The sequence below is a fragment of the Paenibacillus lautus NBRC 15380 genome, assembly GCF_004000945.1.
GTDB lineage: Bacteria > Bacillota > Bacilli > Paenibacillales > Paenibacillaceae > Paenibacillus_AQ > Paenibacillus_AQ lautus.
The window spans coordinates 198,603-216,476 of the sequence record NZ_BIMF01000009.1; the positions used below are offsets into that span (position 1 = coordinate 198,603).

General features: G+C 50.3%; 19 protein-coding genes. 9 read left to right on the top strand and 10 right to left on the bottom strand.

The genetic code is table 11. From position 1 onward, the window contains the following. The first annotated feature begins 119 nt into the window (after nucleotides 1-119). Nucleotides 120-1,343 (top strand): S-methyl-5-thioribose kinase, encoded by a 1,224-nt coding sequence (gene mtnK, locus PLA01S_RS17580; protein ID WP_127593337.1) that lies wholly within the window; start codon nucleotides 120-122, stop codon nucleotides 1,341-1,343. Next, complete coding sequence (gene mtnA / locus PLA01S_RS17585) at nucleotides 1,340-2,419, top strand: S-methyl-5-thioribose-1-phosphate isomerase (protein WP_100538840.1); 1,080 nt, start codon at nucleotides 1,340-1,342, stop codon at nucleotides 2,417-2,419. The genes mtnK and mtnA overlap by 4 nt, the downstream gene beginning before the upstream one ends. A 172-nt stretch (nucleotides 2,420-2,591) precedes the next feature. Here the strand turns inward: mtnA and PLA01S_RS17590 are convergent, their stop codons facing one another. Beyond that, the gene (locus PLA01S_RS17590) at nucleotides 2,592-2,894 is read right to left on the bottom strand and encodes a YunC family protein (RefSeq protein WP_100538841.1); all 303 of its coding nucleotides are present in this window, start codon (nucleotides 2,892-2,894) and stop codon (nucleotides 2,592-2,594) included. Nucleotides 2,895-3,114: 220 nt separating this feature from the next. Between PLA01S_RS17590 and PLA01S_RS17595 the strand changes: the two genes are divergently transcribed. Next, nucleotides 3,115-3,666 carry a hypothetical protein gene (locus PLA01S_RS17595; protein ID WP_127593338.1) on the top strand — a complete coding sequence of 184 codons (552 nt, stop codon included), beginning with the start codon at nucleotides 3,115-3,117 and terminating at the stop codon, nucleotides 3,664-3,666. Between the two features lie 86 nt (nucleotides 3,667-3,752). Here the strand turns inward: PLA01S_RS17595 and PLA01S_RS17600 are convergent, their stop codons facing one another. After that, on the bottom strand, nucleotides 3,753-4,133 hold the full coding sequence (locus tag PLA01S_RS17600; protein ID WP_127593339.1) for a DUF423 domain-containing protein: 381 nt from the start codon (nucleotides 4,131-4,133) through the stop codon (nucleotides 3,753-3,755). A gap of 211 nt (nucleotides 4,134-4,344) precedes the next feature. Between PLA01S_RS17600 and PLA01S_RS17605 the strand changes: the two genes are divergently transcribed. The 5 genes from PLA01S_RS17605 (at nucleotide 4,345) to PLA01S_RS17620 (ending at nucleotide 9,761) form a co-directional block, all read left to right on the top strand. Continuing rightward, nucleotides 4,345-4,767: a hypothetical protein gene (locus tag PLA01S_RS17605; RefSeq protein WP_127593340.1), complete on the top strand. Its 423-nt coding sequence runs from the start codon at nucleotides 4,345-4,347 to the stop codon at nucleotides 4,765-4,767. Nucleotides 4,768-4,934: 167 nt separating this feature from the next. Then, complete coding sequence (gene yhbH, locus PLA01S_RS17610; RefSeq protein ID WP_127593341.1) at nucleotides 4,935-6,095, top strand: sporulation protein YhbH; 1,161 nt, start codon at nucleotides 4,935-4,937, stop codon at nucleotides 6,093-6,095. A gap of 337 nt (nucleotides 6,096-6,432) precedes the next feature. Beyond that, on the top strand, nucleotides 6,433-6,570 hold the full coding sequence (locus tag PLA01S_RS32020; protein ID WP_164817451.1) for a hypothetical protein: 138 nt from the start codon (nucleotides 6,433-6,435) through the stop codon (nucleotides 6,568-6,570). Further along, nucleotides 6,554-8,755 carry an acyltransferase family protein gene (locus PLA01S_RS17615; protein WP_127593342.1) on the top strand — a complete coding sequence of 734 codons (2,202 nt, stop codon included), beginning with the start codon at nucleotides 6,554-6,556 and terminating at the stop codon, nucleotides 8,753-8,755. Before PLA01S_RS32020 ends, PLA01S_RS17615 begins: the two co-directional genes overlap by 17 nt. A gap of 169 nt (nucleotides 8,756-8,924) precedes the next feature. Continuing rightward, complete coding sequence (locus PLA01S_RS17620) at nucleotides 8,925-9,761, top strand: sulfurtransferase (RefSeq protein ID WP_127593343.1); 837 nt, start codon at nucleotides 8,925-8,927, stop codon at nucleotides 9,759-9,761. A 160-nt stretch (nucleotides 9,762-9,921) separates the two neighbouring features. Here PLA01S_RS17620 and PLA01S_RS32650 read toward each other — a convergent pair whose 3' ends face one another. The 6 genes from PLA01S_RS32650 to PLA01S_RS17645 form a co-directional block, all read right to left on the bottom strand. Beyond that, nucleotides 9,922-10,458, bottom strand: a complete 537-nt coding sequence (locus PLA01S_RS32650; RefSeq protein ID WP_246059633.1) for a hypothetical protein — start codon at nucleotides 10,456-10,458, stop codon at nucleotides 9,922-9,924. A gap of 6 nt (nucleotides 10,459-10,464) precedes the next feature. Continuing rightward, on the bottom strand, nucleotides 10,465-10,677 hold the full coding sequence (locus PLA01S_RS32655; protein ID WP_246059635.1) for a hypothetical protein: 213 nt from the start codon (nucleotides 10,675-10,677) through the stop codon (nucleotides 10,465-10,467). Between the two features lie 104 nt (nucleotides 10,678-10,781). Then, on the bottom strand, nucleotides 10,782-11,216 hold the full coding sequence (locus PLA01S_RS17630) for a tetratricopeptide repeat protein (RefSeq protein ID WP_127593344.1): 435 nt from the start codon (nucleotides 11,214-11,216) through the stop codon (nucleotides 10,782-10,784). Nucleotides 11,217-11,413: 197 nt separating this feature from the next. Next, the gene (locus PLA01S_RS17635) at nucleotides 11,414-12,601 is read right to left on the bottom strand and encodes a multidrug effflux MFS transporter (protein ID WP_127593345.1); all 1,188 of its coding nucleotides are present in this window, start codon (nucleotides 12,599-12,601) and stop codon (nucleotides 11,414-11,416) included. Between the two features lie 302 nt (nucleotides 12,602-12,903). Next, complete coding sequence (locus PLA01S_RS17640) at nucleotides 12,904-13,890, bottom strand: ABC transporter substrate-binding protein (RefSeq protein WP_246059637.1); 987 nt, start codon at nucleotides 13,888-13,890, stop codon at nucleotides 12,904-12,906. Between the two features lie 113 nt (nucleotides 13,891-14,003). Beyond that, the gene (locus PLA01S_RS17645) at nucleotides 14,004-15,620 is read right to left on the bottom strand and encodes a helix-turn-helix domain-containing protein (protein ID WP_246059639.1); all 1,617 of its coding nucleotides are present in this window, start codon (nucleotides 15,618-15,620) and stop codon (nucleotides 14,004-14,006) included. 261 nt (nucleotides 15,621-15,881) lie between these two features. Here PLA01S_RS17645 and PLA01S_RS17650 point away from each other — a divergent pair, with 261 nt between their 5' ends. Next, a complete protein-coding gene (locus PLA01S_RS17650; RefSeq protein WP_127593346.1) occupies nucleotides 15,882-16,220 on the top strand; it encodes a VOC family protein in 339 nt (112 codons plus the stop codon). 95 nt (nucleotides 16,221-16,315) lie between these two features. Here PLA01S_RS17650 and PLA01S_RS17655 read toward each other — a convergent pair whose 3' ends face one another. Next, entirely contained in the window at nucleotides 16,316-16,852 is a 537-nt protein-coding gene (locus PLA01S_RS17655; protein WP_127593347.1) for an SMI1/KNR4 family protein, read from the bottom strand. A gap of 217 nt (nucleotides 16,853-17,069) precedes the next feature. Continuing rightward, nucleotides 17,070-17,834, bottom strand: a complete 765-nt coding sequence (locus tag PLA01S_RS17660; protein WP_127593348.1) for an SDR family oxidoreductase — start codon at nucleotides 17,832-17,834, stop codon at nucleotides 17,070-17,072. Nucleotides 17,835-17,874: the final 40 nt, after the last annotated feature.

The window sequence follows — 17,874 nt, forward strand, 5'->3', positions numbered from 1 at the left end:
GCAAACCTTTCATCTTGCCAAAAAATTATACAAAATTCGCGAAAAAACGTTATACTAGGTAATACCAAGCAAAAAAGTTGGCTTTGTTTTTCTTCTATTATATTTGGGGGTGACCATCCATGTCTGCATATCATCCGTTGAACGCGGAAGAAGCTATACGATTAGCTAAAAGTATACCGGGCCGGTTCCCGGACCATGCCGAGCTCGAATGCCGCGAAATCGGCGACGGCAATCTCAATCTGGTGTTTCATGTCACCGCCAAAAATACGACTGATAGTATCATTATCAAGCAAGCTGTTCCTTATGCAAAAGTTGTAGGCGAATCCTGGCCGCTGTCTCTCGACCGGGCCCGTATCGAACGTCTGGCGCTGGAGACGGAGTACTCCATCTGCCCCGACCTCGTACCCGAAGTATACGGTTATTCGGATGAGCTCGCCTACACCGTAATGGAAGACCTGAGCGAGTATACCATCATGCGCAAAGGCCTGATTGAGGGCAATGCCTATCCGAAGTTCGCAGAGCATATTGGCCGCTTCCTGGCCAGAACGTTGTTCTACACGTCGGATCTCGGGATGAACCAACAGAAGAAGAAGGAGCTTGCCGGCCGCTTTGTCAATCCGGATTTATGCAAAATCACCGAAGATTTAATCTTCGAAGATCCATACCGCGAATCCGCCAATAACAATTATGCGCAGAGCATTGCCGATGAAGCGGAAGCCCTCCGCGCCGACCTGCCGCTTCACTTTGAAGTCGCGCTGCTTCGGGAGAAGTTTCTGACTCATGCACAGGCTCTGCTCCACGGGGATCTGCATACAGGCAGCATTTTCGTCACGCCGGAATCCACCAAGGTCATCGACCCGGAATTCGCTTATTTCGGCCCGATGGGATTCGATATCGGTGCGGTCATCGGCAACCTGCTGCTCAACTATGCGGCACAGCCGGGCTGGAGTGAGGACGAGCATACGCTGGCTGCCCGGGAAGCCCGACTCCTCGAGATGGCAAGCGACGTATGGACCCACTTCGAGAACAACTTCCGCCTGCTGTGGAATAAAGACCTCTTGGACGAAATGTCCCGCACGCCAGGCTACCAGGACCATTATGTGTCGCAGATTTTGAAGGATACCGCAGGATTCGCGGGCTGCAAAATGATCCGGCGCATCGTCGGATTGTCCCATGTTGCAGACATTGACACCATAGCCGATGATACGGCCAGAGAAGCTGCTCAGCGCAAAGCGCTTGCCATCGGCAAAAATCTAGTGCGCCATCACCGCAGCATGAAGTCCTTTGAGGACATTTTAACTTTGATTACACAAGCAATTAAAGGAAATGAGGTATCGATATGAGCGGTATGACTACCGGCAATGCCAGCACCTATGAACCGCTAAGCTCGGTTTACTGGGGAGGAGACCATCTGGTCCTTCTGGATCAGCGCTTGCTCCCGGAAGAGATCGTCTATCTTAGGCTCTATACACCGGAGGAAGTCTGGGAAGGGATTCACTCCATGAAAGTCCGCGGCGCGCCGGCTATCGGCATCGCGGCAGCATTCGGCGCTGTTCTCGGCGGCATGCAGGTTGAAGCCAGCGATAACGAAGGCTGGCTGCAACAAGTCGCAAAAACCTGCGCTTATCTGGCCACTTCCAGACCGACGGCCGTCAATCTGTTCTGGGCGCTGGACCGCATCAAGCTTGCAGCTGAGAAGCTGGCGGATTCGGATCTCGATACGGCCGGACTGAATGCGGCCCTGCTCGCCGAAGCCGAGGCCATTCGTGCCGAGGATGAGGATGTATGCCGCCGCATCGGCGAAAACGCGCTGCCGTTCTTCAAAGACGGTATGGGTGTGCTTACCCACTGTAACGCGGGCGGACTGGCGACTGCCAAATACGGGACTGCCCTGGCGCCGATGTATCTGGCTCATGAACAGGGCCTAAACATCAAGGTGTTCGCGGATGAGACAAGACCTGTCCTGCAAGGCGCGCGTTTAACTGCTTTTGAACTCCAACAGGCAGGGATTGACGTTACGCTGCTGGCAGACAACATGGCTGCCATGGTCATGTCCAAAGGGTGGATCCAAGCCGTTATCGTCGGTACGGATCGCGTAGCTGCAAACGGCGATGTCGCCAACAAGATCGGTACGTACGGGGTCGCGGTTCTGGCTAAAGCTCACGGCATTCCTTTCTACGTGGCATGCCCGCTGTCCACGATTGATCTGAATACGAAGACAGGTGCCGATATTCCGATTGAGGAGCGTCCTGCGGAAGAGATCACGGAAGGTTTCGGCAAGCGCACAGCGCCGCAAGGCGTGAAAGTGTACAACCCTGCCTTCGACATTACGCCGAACGAATATGTGACAGCAATCATTACGGAAAAAGGCGTCGTGCAAGCTCCTTATCACGAAAGCTTAAAAAGCTTGTTCGAATAGCCGCTATATCCGAATGTTTAATGGCATCATAAAACGGACAAACGGCCCTCCAGCCGAATTGTCCGTTTTTTTACGGTTTGCATTTTAGTGCATCTGAAGTGCAAACTTTCTTATCTCTAAAAAAAGAGCGATCCGCACAGGAATCACTCTTGTAACGTAAGGCATACATGACTCATAACATGCGCAGGATCGCTTCCTTGCCAGCCAAGCCAGGATGAATGCCCCACTTCTCCGCCTCCAGGGTTACCGATTCCAGCGGCGCCTCCAGCAGCTGCTCCAGTGTGCGAACCCCTACGGCTCTTCCTGCGATAATCTTGCGGTCCGCAAGCTTTTCGTTAAGAAGGCCCACATCGAGTGCACCGCACATAATATAGCCGCGGGAAGTGTATACGGCCAGCAGCGTTGTTTTCGGAAGCTTTACCTCGACGCCCATTACCGTATGTCCTTCAATATCGATCGGCAGTAAAGTCACCAATATCAACAAACCTCCCCTCACGTCGGCTTAGAATTATGTTTATTCTCTTGGAACCGGCATGGTGCGAATGTCTCTGATATTATGCATTCCAGCCCACACTTATGGTGCGAATGACTCGTAAGTCAACAGAATAAAGATGAAATATGTATGACATTAGGACTATGAATATTCGAAAATTATGGTATATTTGATTCAGTAGAAACCCTGTGAAAGCTGGTGAATGATAAAAGCTATGAACACAATTCCTGTCACCGATGATAACGGCTTTTTATTCAACGTTGATATTCTGGTCAAGAGTTCCTCCAACGCACTGGCTTTGCAATATTTGCTAGAAATGCTGAACGACAAGGCTGAAGTCGTCGATTTCCGGGTTAAGTCCGGAATGGAACTTGGAGAAATTATCAACACCTTGGTTCAAGCCAAGAAAGATTCCGTTATTAGCAGAGCCTCCGGGATGATGGCTTCTGCCGCTTCTCAGAAAGAGACACCTGCGCCACCTGCGACATCCTCGCCGGAAAAAAAGATCGCTGCAAGCGTACCTCCTGTCCAAACTCCACTCACCGGAAGTGATCCCTTTGAATGGATTAAAGTATACAGTAAGGACAATCGCCTTGTTCGCCTGACAACCAACCGCCACGGTAAGCAGACAAGTCTGCCCTGCCGAATTCTCAACTATGACGAAAGCAATTTCCTGGTCAACGTTTATCATGTTGATGAGAAACAGGTGTACACCTTCAAACTCAATGAAATTGACGAGTTCAGCGTCAGCTGAGTCGGTATCACGTCAACGGCATCCATTTTAAAAAACGGCTTCGCCGCCCCATAAGAAGGGATCGGTGAAGCCGTTCTTTTTTGGAATCAATCATTTTTTCGGGACAGCGCCGAGGACATCAGCATCAGCCAGCCCACGATAAAGGAGACACCGCCGATCGGTGTAACCGCGCCAAGCCACTTGATGCCGGATATACTTAACACGTAGAGACTTCCGGAAAATATGACGGTTCCCGCGATGAATAAAGTCCCTGCCCAGAACAGCTTCCGGGATTCGCCCAAAACCTTCGCCACAATCCCCGTAATCAGGACCGCAAGTCCGTGAATCATATGATAATGGACTCCCGTCTCATAAATGGCAAGTTCGTCCGGCGTAATCTTATCCTCCAGCATATGGGCACCGAATGCTCCGATAGCGACAGATAATGCCATCAGGATCGACCCCCATGCGATGAATCTACGACTCATGCCTTTTCAACCCCTTTTGTCAGCGGACATCCGTGTCCTTATGTAATCAAATTAAGTTTAACGGATTCGAAGAAGCTTTTCCACCGGTATGCAAGCGCCTTGGACTTGATTTCAGGGCCATTTTGTGAAAGATTAATAAGGATGTCTTTTTATAGAAGACCTACATGAACCTATTAGAGAATGAATTCTTAAGTTAGGAGCGATTAAACACATGGATCAACGATCACCTTCCTCCCCATCCGAGGATCAAGATTCACCCAAACGACCCAAAACCACATTTATTCCACCCGAGGACAGAAAAAACTCCCGCTTCGGCATCGCCTCATTCATCCTGTCGATCGTGACGCTGCTCGGGTATATTCTGCTCGGCGCGCTTGGCACAACGATGATTGAGCCTTACATGACGGAGAACGGACCGATCCTTGAGCCGACTCAGGAAACGCTGGAAGCGATGACCACGCTGGCGGCCGTGTTCATCATCGTCATGGTCATCAATATCGTCGGCTTGGTGCTTGGCATTGTAGGCTGCTTCTCCAAAACGCGCAAGCGAGCCGTGGCCGTCATTGCCACCATCGTAAACGCCGTAGTCATCATCACCATCGGAGCCCTTTTCCTATTCGTATTAAATGCTTAAGGAGTACCCCCTTCGAGACACTTGCCTGATTCATCCCAGGTTAAGTGTCTTTTTCACGACAAACCCGGATTCATACTCACATATCGCTCTTTCTCCCGAATATAATGAAATACTACAGCCGAAAAGACGGCAACCGTGTCAAGGCTATACTTGGGAGGTGACTGTCCATGCAAAATGAAGACGCTCTGTCGTTTGTCGTATCCCGTGAAGACTGGTCGCTGCACCGCAAAGGCTACCAGGATCAGGTACGTCATCAGCATAAAATCCGTGAAGTCATCAAACGCAACCTGCCCGACCTTATTACCGAGGAAAACATTATTCTGTCTGACGGAAAGCAGATCATTAAAGTTCCGATCCGAAGCCTTGACGAATACCGTTTCATCTATAACTACCAAAAGCAAAAGCATGTCGGTCAGGGCGACGGTGACAGTCAGGTTGGAGACGTCCTTGGACGCGACCCTTCATCAGCCCAGCCCGGTAAGGGTGAATCAGCCGGCGATCAGGCAGGGCAGGACATCGTGGAAACCGAGGTCAGCCTGGAAGAACTGGAGAATATGCTGTTTGAGGAACTGGAGCTCCCGCTGCTGCAGCCCAAGGATAAAGAGCAGATCGAGACGGAATCCATCGTGTTCAACGACATCCGCAAAAAGGGCATCATGTCCAACATTGACAAGAAGCGCACCATCCTGGAGAATTTGCGCCGCAATGCCAGAGACGGCAAACCCGGCATCCACGGCATCAGTCCGGACGACCTGCGCTACAAGACCTGGGACGATACCGTCATTCCGGAGTCCAATGCGGTAATTATCGCTATGATGGATACATCCGGATCCATGGGCTCCTTTGAGAAATACTGCGCACGCAGCTTTTTCTTCTGGATGACCCGTTTCCTCCGCAAGCAGTACGAGAAAGTGGAAATCGTGTTTATCGCCCACCATACCGAAGCGAAAGAAGTGACCGAAGAAGAGTTCTTCACACGAGGTGAAAGCGGCGGAACCATATGTTCATCCGCTTATCAGAAGGCGCTGGATATTATCCATCATCGTTATCCCCCTACCAAATACAACATTTATCCCTTCCATTTCTCCGACGGCGATAATCTCACGTCCGATAATGAACGCTGCGTCAAACTCATTGGCGAACTGCTGAAGGTAAGCAACATGTTCGGTTACGGTGAGGTCAACCAATACAATCGCAGCAGCACGCTGATGTCGGCCTATAAGAATATCAAGCTGGACCATTTCATGTACCATGTCATCAAAGACAAAGGGGAAGTGTACGAGGCACTCAAAACCTTTTTTCGTAAACGGCAAGGAGCCGCGATCTAATCCATATACTAAATGAACAAAAGGAAAATCATGGATGTCGAATCATCCAGGATATTGGAGGAGGCAGGGCCTCCTCTTTCTTATGGCCTCCTACGATACAGCTAACAGCTTTTTGCCGAAAAATGGATATGCTCAGCATAAAGGCTTGCCAGTTCAAATGAAAAATCTGTTTTATTATTGACATCTTAATGTAGCCGTAGCTTCACTTTTTTGTCACCTTCTGATTTTCCTGGAATGATAGTATTAGCTATGACATCTTGTTGCAGGATATTACAGGATTCGATATGCGTCTCCTTAATTTAAGATATCCTCCTATAAAGGAAAGGGAAGGTTTACCATGTTCCAAATGACACATTCACCATTCAGCACCCAGACGTTTGAGAATATGTCCTACATATTATCGCAGCGGCTGTTCCAGGGCGGCATAAGCGCAGATCCTTCGAAAGGAGCGATCTCCCGTGCCGGTATCAGATAAGCCACATTCACGCTACATGCCCGGTCTCGACGGACTTAGGGCCCTCGCCTTGATCGGAGTCATGGGATACCACTGGAATTTTGGTTTTGCCGGCGGTGGTTTTCTCGGAGTAAGTTTATTCTTCGTACTGTCCGGGTATCTCATTACAGATATTCTCGCATCACAATGGCATCATCAGCGCCGGATCGATCTGAAAGATTTCTGGATACGAAGGTTCCGGCGTCTCCTCCCGGCCATGCTGCTCATGCTGTTCTTCCTTGTGGTATGGGTTACGCTGTTTGACCGATCGCGACTGGCTGCGCTTCGGAGTGAGGTGCTCGGCGCGGTTACATACATAAGCAACTGGCAGTTTATTTTTCAGCAGCAATCTTATTTCGAATCATTTGGCCCCCCGTCTCCACTGGGGCATTTCTGGTCGCTTGCCGTGGAAGAGCAGTTCTACTTGCTGTGGCCGCTGATCATGTTAGCGGTTCTCAAGCTCTTCCCCCGCAGGGGTCAGCTGTTCACTTTCATTGCTGCCGGAGCCGCGATTTCGGCTTTGGCCATGGCAGTGATTTATCAACCGGGAGATGATCCTAGCCGGGTCTACTATGGAACGGATACCCGAGCGTTTGGTCTGCTCATCGGAGCGGGGCTGGCTGTCGTATGGCCCAGTTGGAAGCTGTCCACCCATGTTTCAAGGGCTACCCGGCGCAGACTCAACGTGACCGGCGCCGCGGCAATGCTTATCATACTCTCCATGATGTGGCAGGTGGACCGTTACGATTCGTTCCTCTATCAAGGAGGCATGTTTCTCTTCTCTCTTGCCGCCGCCGTTCTCGTTGCGGTGTTGGCGCACCCGGGCGCTTCGATCAGCCGCTTGTTAAGCTGGAAGCCCCTGTTATGGATCGGCGTTCGATCCTACGGGATTTACTTATGGCATTACCCGGTGATGATCCTGACCTCACCTGCATCCGGTACAGGCGATTTGAGTTTGCCTCAGGTTGCCCTGCAAATTGCGGCAAGCGTACTGCTGGCCGCCCTATCCTGGAAGTATGTTGAAGAACCGATACGGCATGGCGGACTGAAAAAATTATGGTTTAAGGCCCGATCCATTCGGCGCCGTTCGATTTCGTTAAGAGGCTGGGTCGTATCGCTAAGCTCGCTAATGCTAATCGGCATCTTTTGCTCGGGGATGATGAGCAGCGTATCCTCTGCAAGAACGGTAGGCGATATCGCTGCCATGCTTAACCTTGACCCTGCCCTGGAAGAACCGGATCAGACTCAAGGCGGAGAGCCCGGAACGATGGAGCCACCGCAAGGACAAACGCCGCCTCCTGTAGGTACGAATGGGAACATCACCCCTCCGCCTACCGACACGAAGCAGCCTGGTGTAGTTAAGAAGCCGGACTCCGAGGATTCACCGGATCAGATGCCGTTTCCGGATGGAGCGACAGGTTCTGGCGATAACGATGCTGGCAGAAACAAAGAGCCGGACCATCCTGCTGGTAATGAAACAGACAACGAAGACGAGCAAACCAACGCAGGGAGCACAATCCCCGATAAGGCTGATTCCGAGAAAACAATCCCGGATCAACCGAATGAAGATAAAGCGGGTAAGCCTAGTGAGGATAAGGCGGATATGCCGGATCCCTCCAAGGACGCGGCAACCGAAACGACAGGCAAAGAGAGCAATCATACGAAGCCAACGAATAAGCCTCAAAATCCTCCGGTATCCAAGTCCGCCATCACGGCCATTGGAGATTCGGTCATGCTCGGGGTATCCCCTTATTTGGAGAAATCGCTGCCCGGCATTCACATCGATGCGGTGATAGGCCGCCAAATGCGTCAGGCCGATGACCTGATTCCCGCCATGAAGACCCAAAATCGGATAGATGGCGGCATTATCATCATCGGGCTGGGAACCAACGGTGCTTTTTCGAAAAAGGATCTGGATTCTCTTCTGCGTCCGCTGGATACAGCCAAGCAAATTCTGCTTATCAACACACGGGTTCCACGTGATTGGGAACAGAACGTCAACGGCATGCTGGCAAAAGCGGTTGCCGAAAACCCAAAAGTTACGCTGGTGGATTGGTATTCAGCCAGTAAGGATCATCCGGAATACTTCCGGTCTGACGGCGTCCATCTGGAGCCGGAAGGTGCCGAGGCTTACACCTCCATGCTGCTTCAAGCTATCAAAAAATAAAGCGTTTATCCTGATTCTTGCCATCATTCATTCTGGTATCGTCGACCTGATCTCATCATTCTATGAGACAGGTCGACTTTTTAGTTATATACGTAATGAAATGCAGCAATATGATATAATTCGGTTACCTAATCTCATTATTTCTTAATAGAAGGCGGTGTCCTGGTATATGAACAATATCGTGACAATGAAATGGCTGCTGGCGAGACTCTATGAACCGGATTTGGTCATCGTCGACTGCCGTTTTGCCCTCGGCAAGCCGGAAAGCGGACGAGCCGCTTACGAGGAATCGCATATTCCGCGTGCCGTTTATCTCGACCTGGAGAAGGACCTCTCCTCCCCTATCACCCAACATGGCGGACGCCATCCTCTGCCGGACCTGGATCAGCTTGCAAAGCGTCTCGGCCAGTCCGGTATTCAGGAGAGCAGCCGTGTCGTCATCTATGACGACCAGGGCGGAGCCATGGCCAGCCGTTTATGGTGGCTGCTGAAATACACCGGGCATGAACAGGCTTATGTGATGGATGAAGGCTTTACAGCTTGGAAGAATGCCTCGTACCCGGTAACGGATGAACAACCGATCGTCATTCCGGTACCCTATGAAATCAAGCTTAAGCCCGATAAACTGGTCCTCGTAGATGAGGTGCGCGAGGCGTCGGTGCAGGGTACCCAAACGATTATCGATTCCCGTGAGCCCCGCAGATATGCTGGAGCCGAGGAGCCTTTGGACACCAAGGCCGGACATATTCCGGGGGCGGTGAACTACTTCTGGAAGGGTGTTCTGGACGACTCCGGGCATTGGAAGGAAACAGAAACGATCCGCGAGCATTTCTCCGACATTCCGCAAGATGCCGAGATCATCGTATACTGCGGCTCCGGCGTCACCGCTTGCCCGAACGTGCTTGCCCTGGAGGAAGCCGGTTACGGCAATGTGAAGCTGTACGCGGGCAGCTGGAGCGATTGGATCAGCTATGAGGAGAATCCAGTGGCAACTGGAGAGGAATAAAAGATTGAAATCGGCAAAAAGCCCGCTATCCTAGCGGGCTTTTCATAATTTTGTACCGTCTGACTCTTACATCAGGATACTTGCCAGATGTTCAAGAGCCATCGATCGTATTCGCTTTTCTTCAGGGATATTCTCGTAGAGAAGATCCTCTTTGCCCGCTTCAGCCATTCGCTTGCGGATGGCGGCAATCCGGCCTTTGCCGGAATCGATAAAACGGAAGTCTACCTGCCGCAGGCAATCCATATCCGCCAAGCCGTCCAAGGCTTCCGCCTTGATTCCTATGAATCTCTTTAAGCATCAGAACCTCCAGCTTGTCCGCGGTCCACAGATTCTTGATCTCTTGCAAGGATTTCATGTAATCCAGTTCAAGCTGCCGGAGATTCCTCATATGCGAGAAATCGCACAGGCGCTCGACTTTCGGCAGCGACAAGTGAAGAAAGGCCAGATGATCCCATGCCGCCAGGGCATCGATATTCGTCAGGTTTCGGACGGCAGACAGCCTCAGCATGCTTATATTCGAGTCGGCCAATACGTGAAGCGAAGCGTTCAATGTACAACTGTCTACGGCCAGATACTTCATCAGCGGCAAATCCACGACAAAATCAAGCTGGTCGATCGCGCAGTTCAGGACCAGCGTATCCAGCCGAATGCAGTCCGCTATCGGCGATAGATCATCAAATTTCCCATTTGAGCTCAAGGTATTTTAAAAACTTGTAATTCCGGATAAAATCGAGATTTTGCGTTTTGGGCGAGCTATCTTTAGAAACTCCATTCGATCCATCGCACCCAGCCTATTCAAATCCTGTTCGACAACAAAACCGATCGTAGCACGGTTCCGCAGTTGTTTGACAGCGCTGTTCATTTTGTCCGTGTTCCAGGGAACCCCGCCCATCGAAGCAGCCCACGGTTCACTCATCTCGGTCGCCCTCCATTTCTTTGAAAGGAAATTGAAATTCTATATGAAAAAAGTCCATTTGCGGCGGCCAGCCATCGACACGAAGTCTGTCCCGCATCCACGTTCTACCCTTTGATTCGACCCAGATAATAATCTAGATATTTCTTCGGTCTTCCCTGGAAGGCCCTTTTCTTCCCGTATTGATAGGCTCGGTCAAAATATTGGAAGGCCTCATCATGCTGCTCCAGCTCCAAACAGACCATGCCGAGATCAATGAGCGGTCCGGTGTCGATATTGGAGCCTCTGGTTTGCAATGAAATTTCGCTCCAGGGTTTGGCTTTCTCGAACTCTCCCCTCGCAAAGTAAACACTGGAACAACAAGATGCGACCCAACTCGCAATCTCCCAGCTTAACTTGGGCTCAGGCAGCATGGACCACGCTTTCTCATAATATGTAAGAGCCTTGTCCAACTTCCGCTCCTCTTCAAGCTCATTCCCCGACTCAACGGTCGCTACAATCTCATTTTCCAGGTCCGGGTTGTCGATTCCCAGCTCTTTCATTCGGAACCCCTCCTCGTATATCTAGTTAAAATGGCACCAAACCCTGGAGAAATCTGCCACTACGGCGGGGGATCTTTTATCGACAGGCGTACCACCGCCGCTCTATTAATCCAGTGGAACAAGAAGAAGCTGCCCCCTCCTGTTAGAAAGGGGACAGCTTCTTTCAATCCTATATGAAACTTAAACAAAATGCCGGACTACCTCCGCGCATATCCAGCAAGCTTCTTGCTCACGCAGACCATGACTACGGCAAGGCCAAGAAAATACAAGGGCATCATGATTAACGAGCCATTGTGAAGAAGACTCATGCCGCTGGTAATCAGGCTGACGACAACGTAATAACCCAATCCGAAGATCGCTCCTGCCGTTCCGAGCACATCTCCATATTGGTTCAGCGCCAAACTAAGGCAATTTGGAATCGCCATTCCGATGCCGAGCAGAAGAATAAAAACACACGCTACCATGAACACCATATCTATTGTAGTGGCGCTAATTCCGCTTACAGCAAGAACGGTAAGGCAAAGGGCCCCCAGCATCGTAATGATCGTACCGATCACGATAATGCGCTCAGCCTGGAGCCGGGTCAGCAGTTTTTTCGACAGCATCGCACCCAAGATGGATGACATCGCAACAAAGATACCGAAGAAACCAAACCCGCCGGGACTCATCTGAAAAAATTCAATAAAAATAAACGGAGCCTCCGCATAGTAACTGAACAATATGCCGTTGGTGGCTCCAATAAGAAAACCGAATCCCCATATTCCGCGGTCGGAGACCAGGCGCTTGGCCACGGAGAGGGTGTTAATCTTCGAGACCGCCTTGACCCTGGTTTCGGGCAGAGAAGTCCAGGTATACGCCAAAATGGCGGCGCTCATCAAAACCAGCGTCAAGAACACCGCCCTGAAACCAAGAGATTGATCCACCCATCCGCCAATGAGCGGCCCGATAGCGGGCGTAAACGCAAGCGCTGCCGAAATCTGGGCAAACACCGCATGACGCTTGGCTCCATCGATGCTCTCACGCAAAATGGTTTGGGTGACAACCGAGCCGGTGCTGGCACCGAAAGCCTGAATGAGTCGGCTCACCAATAACCATTCGGCCGAACCGGATAGATAGCAGCCCAAGCTGCCTATTCCATAAACCAGGATGCCCCACAGCATGGCAGGACGACGTCCGATGGAATCCGAAAGCCTTCCCCAGCAAAACACCCCGAAGGCAAAACCCAGGAAGTAAATGCTGAGCGTCAGTTGGATGGCATTGTTGCTTGCTCCCAATTGATGGGCAATGTCCGGTAATGAAGGTGTATATATCGTTTCACTAATTTGCGGGAAACCCACAAGGATAATTAATAACCATATGGATGGATTTGAGATTTTTCTTTGCACAGCTAACATCCCCCTTATCATTCAAAAATCTCAAGTTGGCTGGCAAAGAAATTACGGGATCGGGGGTTTGCATTTGGTTAGTCTAGTAAATGAAAGCATGAAAATTCACCTTTTTTTCTGAATAAGGGGGTAAGTCTACTGAGTAGTATAGCAGATTATTTGGCAAAATACGTTCTTAATTCGTCCCCCACAGGGGGCTTTATACTTTGGGCCAGGAGGTTCAAGAATAGGATCACATTAAAAAAAAGGCGCTCTACCTTCATCTTGTATGACAAGACTCTGGTGAGCACCTTTGTTATGTATCAATTCTTCTTGGAGAGCCATTCCGCCAATTCTTCCGTCTGGGCAAGAACAGCAAGCGGATCGTAATACCACGAACGCTCCTCCGGCCACACATACATGTTCCCCTGCTTGACCGCAGGGAGACTGCCCCAAATCGGATCCGCTTGGAAATCTTCGATCGTTCGCGTATTGGACGTCATCATAATGTAATCGCCCGCGTATTTCCCTATCATTTCAGCCGTTAACTCAGCCCATTGCTTATCCAGTATTTCCGCGGCTACCCCGCTTGGCGGCTTTCTTCCCAAAGCCTGATAGACAGGCTGACCGCCACGACCAAAATTGTCGCCGTACACCCAGGTTGACTTCTCGCCGTCTTCCATAATGCTAAAGGTCGCATCCGCCGGAATCGCTGCATCGACTTTAGCTTTGGCTGCGGCAATACGCCGATCATACTCCTCCAGCCAGGTTTTGGCTTCCTCTTCCTTACCGAATAACTCGCCGAAATAAGTCAGCTCTTCATGGGCATTCTTTAAATCTCCATATGGAGTGACGATGGTGGGAGCGATCTTGCTTAGCTGCTCATAGGTTGTTTCCCCATTGCCGGTAATGATGAGATCCGGGTTTAAAGCCATGACTTTCTCGATCGACGGTTTTCCGTAATCCCCGATATCCTCAATACCTTCCAAAGATTCTTTAAAATAATAGTTTTTAATGGTTAACCCTGGGGCTCCGACCGGAATGACATCGAGCGCAATCAGACTGCCCAAATATTCTTCAGCGACGATGCGCTGCGGACTCACCGGAACTTCGATATCGCCATTGACGGTGGAAACGGTTTTCACTTTGGATTCTCCCACTGAATTCGTTTCCATCGTTTGCGGCGAATCCGTTGTTGCTGTCGGTACGGTCTCCGTGTTACTCTTACTTGTCTCCCCCGCCCCACAGGCACTGAGCATAAATGCCAGGAAGAGCACTGCGATAACAAGAGTTACACGCCTTCTGCTCAAACTACGAAAAGAAAACACTTCATATCCCCCTTATTTATCGATAACGATAATCATTCTCAAATAAACTTTACCGCCTGTCCCTTCTTATGACTATGCCTTAAAATGATATCCGTTCATGCATATTTATGATGTTCTGTCAGCGCGTTTATCATTTCGTGCAGCTGTGCTTGTGAAGAGATGGGATCATAACCGAAGAACAATTCCGGTTGATCCAGGACGTAGACTCGATTGTGCCGAACCGCATCCAAATGCAGCCACTCCTTCGAACTGAACAATGCATCGACGCGCTTCTGGCCATACGGATGGTTAGGTAGCGACGTAATAAATATATGATCGGCTGCATAAGAAGCGATCTCGCTAATATTCGCTTCCACGAACCCACGACGATGCACGCCTTCATCCACCAGCCGGTCAGGGAGGTAAAATCCGATATCGCCGTATAGAATCTGGCTCCCTCTGCCAAAGCTGCCGCTAAAGCAGTAAGCGGTATCCGCGCAAATTTCCCAGACGATGGCGCTTCCCCGCTTCCCAAGCACTCCATTGAGTACCTCATTCGAGTGAGCGACCCGTTCGTCGTAACGCGATAGCCATTCCTCCGCTGCCGCGTCTTTATCTATTGCAGAAGCGATAAAGCGGAATTGCTCGCGCCAGCTCATCGTCTTGAACGGCAGCTTCAGGACAGGCGCCAAAGCGAGCAGTGCCTTGTTCTCCATTGCCGAATCGTAGCTGATGATCAGGTCCGGATTGGATGAAGCTATCGTCTCATAGTAATGATCGAAGGCGAGAGCATACGGGTCAAAACGCTGGTCTGCACTCAGATGATTGCTGTGTGGGGTCTGCTGAAGCCAAGGGGTGTACACACCCAACTCGGGAGTAACGCCAAGCGCCAACAATGATGCCGTATGGTTAAGGTTTAATGCGGCGATTCGCTTCGGTTTGCGTTTATAAGCTGTGGGAGATACGCCTACGGCCTCCTTGAATTTACGGCTGAGATACAAGCCCTCCTTATACCCTACTTCCTGCGCCAGCGTATTTAAATCTTGCGATCCGGTCAACAGACGTTCTTGCGTTTTGCGTATTCGAAACAGGGTCAAGTATTCATTAAAGGTACGTCCGGCATGCTTGCGAAACATGCGCGAGAAGTGCTCCGGACTGACACCCGCCATAGCAGCCATCTGCTCTCTTGTCAGATCTTTATAGTAATTCTCTTCCATATACTGCTGGGCTTGTTCCACCCAAGATCGATGCTGTGAAGATGATCTGAATACCGTCTCTGCATGGATCTCTTGCAGCAGTTTAATGAACAGATGCTGCAGCTGAAAAGGCTCCCCGTGATCCGCGCCTCCCCAGATGCTCTCAAGTTCTCCGGCCAGCCGTAAAATCTCGGACGGAATATCATGAATCGGAACATTACATTCAAGTCCGTAAGATGCGCTGTCATCTATACATAAGCACCGATATTCCATATAAAGCCCCCGCAACGGGGTTAATCTTATGGATTCGAGCTTGAGTTCCGTTAGGCTGCCGGAACCAAACACGCTTCCTCTGAAAACCGGATAGGAGCGCTCATCCGCATGCAGCAGGCCCTCTCCCTCCTGAATGATCACAATGCGATAGCTCTGCTCTTGATGATTTCCCCTGGCGCTCGGAATCTCTTCATCCAATCCCATCAAACGAGTCGGTATGTGAAAAAAATGAGGGGGAAGTTTAGTCGTTAAAGGTAGTGACACGAAACGCCCTCCTTGATTATGATAATCATTATCAATTAATGTGATGTTATTATACCAGATGCTCCGCTCATCTGTGATGATAATCCGTATGCGGAAGCTTTTTTTTCATCATATACAAACAAAGCCTCATCTAAAACATTCGACTTATCTGACGGGTTTTGCCGCCCATTCCTGCCCTAAACCTGCATAAGATCTCCTCTTGCTTCAATGTGCTACGCTTGAATGAAGAATCACATTCCATAGGAAGGAAGTGTTTACGATATGATACTGAACCATCTTAATCTCACCGTAACCGATGTAACAGCAGCCAAGGAATTTTTGCAAACCTATTTCGGACTCAAAATCGGAGGCGAGCGTGGTCAGTCATTTGCAGCGCTGTTTGACGATCAAGGAATGGTGCTGACCTTAATGCGGGGTACCGAGGTTAACTATCCCAAGACGTTTCATATTGGCTTTATTCAGGAAAGCGAAGCGAAGGTAAATGAGATTCATCAGCGCCTAAGCGTTGACGGCTTCGATGTCACAGAGCCCCGAAGAGCCCACGGATGGACCTTCTACGTTAAAGCTCCGGGCGGTTTTACTGTTGAAGTACTGGCTTAATCATCATCGTTATCGTTACATGGGACAGCGCCATTCCTCATCCGCTAAACGCAAAAGCCCACGCATGGCGCGTGGGCTCTTCTGTTATGTCAGGCTTAATAAAGCTCCCATGTCTCCGTACATAACACAAGAAAAGAATCCGCAACCCGCTCGCAGTCCTCATAGCCCAAGCTGCCGGAATGCGCGAACAGAATCGGATATTCACCGTTTACCGGCTCTTCCCTCATATCGAACAAATAATGATTTCCTCTTCCATCCATGGCAAACGATACCGCATTCGGCATATACTCCGGCAGCTCGTAAGCCAGGTTCATCTCCCTCAGATCCTCCGTGTTAAAGAACTGGAAATAACGTTCTCCCTGTTGAAATTCCCCGCCGTTGGAGTACTTCAATAAATCCACGTAGCTTGCAGGGAGATCCCTCTGAGGCAGCTTCCAGCCTGCAGGATCGAGCGGCGTATATTGATCGTAAAAGGGCGACGATTTGTGAAAAGGATTCACTTGTCTTCCCTTGATGTCCTCCATTTCTTGCGCAGACAGCCCCGTATTCCACTCCTTAACAAAACGGGCAATTTGTTCACCGGTCGCACCGGAACGTTTGTCATACTGATGCTCAAAATCGATATTCCACATCTTGGCCTTCCTCCATCCTGGTATTTCCTGCCTTGGAACTTCTCCAACATTATAAAAGAAAAATTGGAAAAAGGGATCGTACCATCGATGTAAGGAATTCCTTAGGTCCTTCGATCTAGGACTTGTACTAAACAACAAAGACCGTGCACAAGCGCACGGTCTTCGAAGATATCGAAGCAGCCATGCATGAACCGGACCGCCTCGATAAAAGTAGTCATTACAGATGGGATCCTCCACTGGCATCGATGCATTGACCGGTGATCCAGCGGCTGTCCGGAGAAGCCAGAAATGCTGCAATATCAGCGATATCCCCAGGCTCACCCCATCTGCCGAAGATCGAATAGCCGGCTCCGAACTGGAACGAGGCTGGGTCCTGAAGCATGGCGGCATTCATGTCGGTGGCAACGAAGCCGGGCTGTATCGCATTGATCGTAATCCCGCGGGAACCCAGCTGGCTCGACAGGGAGAGCGTCAGCGCATTGACGGCCCCCTTCGTCATTGTATACGCAGGAATATTGGGCAAGGAGATTCGGGTTACCGCAGAAGATAAATTGATAATGCGCCCATCGTCCCGAAGGCGCGGGAGAGCCTGCTGAATCATGAAGAATGGCGACTTCACGTTCATTCGCATCACTTCATCAAAGCTTTCCTCCGTGGTCTCCTCGATGGTTTCCACCAAGCCGATCCCTGCATTGTTTACCAGAATATCGAAATATGTGTCACCGGTTCGTGCTTTCAACGTCTCATCCAGCGACCCGTACAGGGCACTTATTCCATCCGAGGAGGCAAGATCCGCCCCTACCAAGAAAGCTTCACCCCCGGCCTGTGTTATCTCGCTGACGACCTCTTCCGCGGCCTCATGGTTCTTGCCATAGTGGACGGCTACCAACGCTCCTTCCTTCGCCAATCGTATCGCGATGGCACGTCCAATGCCTCGGCTGGAGCCCGTAACCAAGGCAACCTTCCCATTCAATGTATTCATGTTCTCATCATCTCCTCTTTTTCTTTCACTTTTAGTTTTA

Coding starts and splice junctions, on each gene's coding strand:
- mtnK (WP_127593337.1), top strand. CDS start 120: ATGTCTGCATATCATCCGTTGAACGCGGAAGAAGCTATACGATTAGCT.
- mtnA (WP_100538840.1), top strand. CDS start 1,340: ATGAGCGGTATGACTACCGGCAATGCCAGCACCTATGAACCGCTAAGC.
- PLA01S_RS17595 (WP_127593338.1), top strand. CDS start 3,115: ATGATAAAAGCTATGAACACAATTCCTGTCACCGATGATAACGGCTTT.
- PLA01S_RS17600 (WP_127593339.1), bottom strand. CDS start 4,133: ATGAGTCGTAGATTCATCGCATGGGGGTCGATCCTGATGGCATTATCT.
- PLA01S_RS17605 (WP_127593340.1), top strand. CDS start 4,345: ATGGATCAACGATCACCTTCCTCCCCATCCGAGGATCAAGATTCACCC.
- yhbH (WP_127593341.1), top strand. CDS start 4,935: ATGCAAAATGAAGACGCTCTGTCGTTTGTCGTATCCCGTGAAGACTGG.
- PLA01S_RS32020 (WP_164817451.1), top strand. CDS start 6,433: ATGTTCCAAATGACACATTCACCATTCAGCACCCAGACGTTTGAGAAT.
- PLA01S_RS17620 (WP_127593343.1), top strand. CDS start 8,925: ATGAACAATATCGTGACAATGAAATGGCTGCTGGCGAGACTCTATGAA.
- PLA01S_RS32655 (WP_246059635.1), bottom strand. CDS start 10,677: ATGAGTGAACCGTGGGCTGCTTCGATGGGCGGGGTTCCCTGGAACACG.
- PLA01S_RS17630 (WP_127593344.1), bottom strand. CDS start 11,216: ATGAAAGAGCTGGGAATCGACAACCCGGACCTGGAAAATGAGATTGTA.
- PLA01S_RS17650 (WP_127593346.1), top strand. CDS start 15,882: ATGATACTGAACCATCTTAATCTCACCGTAACCGATGTAACAGCAGCC.
- PLA01S_RS17655 (WP_127593347.1), bottom strand. CDS start 16,852: ATGTGGAATATCGATTTTGAGCATCAGTATGACAAACGTTCCGGTGCG.
- PLA01S_RS17660 (WP_127593348.1), bottom strand. CDS start 17,834: ATGAATACATTGAATGGGAAGGTTGCCTTGGTTACGGGCTCCAGCCGA.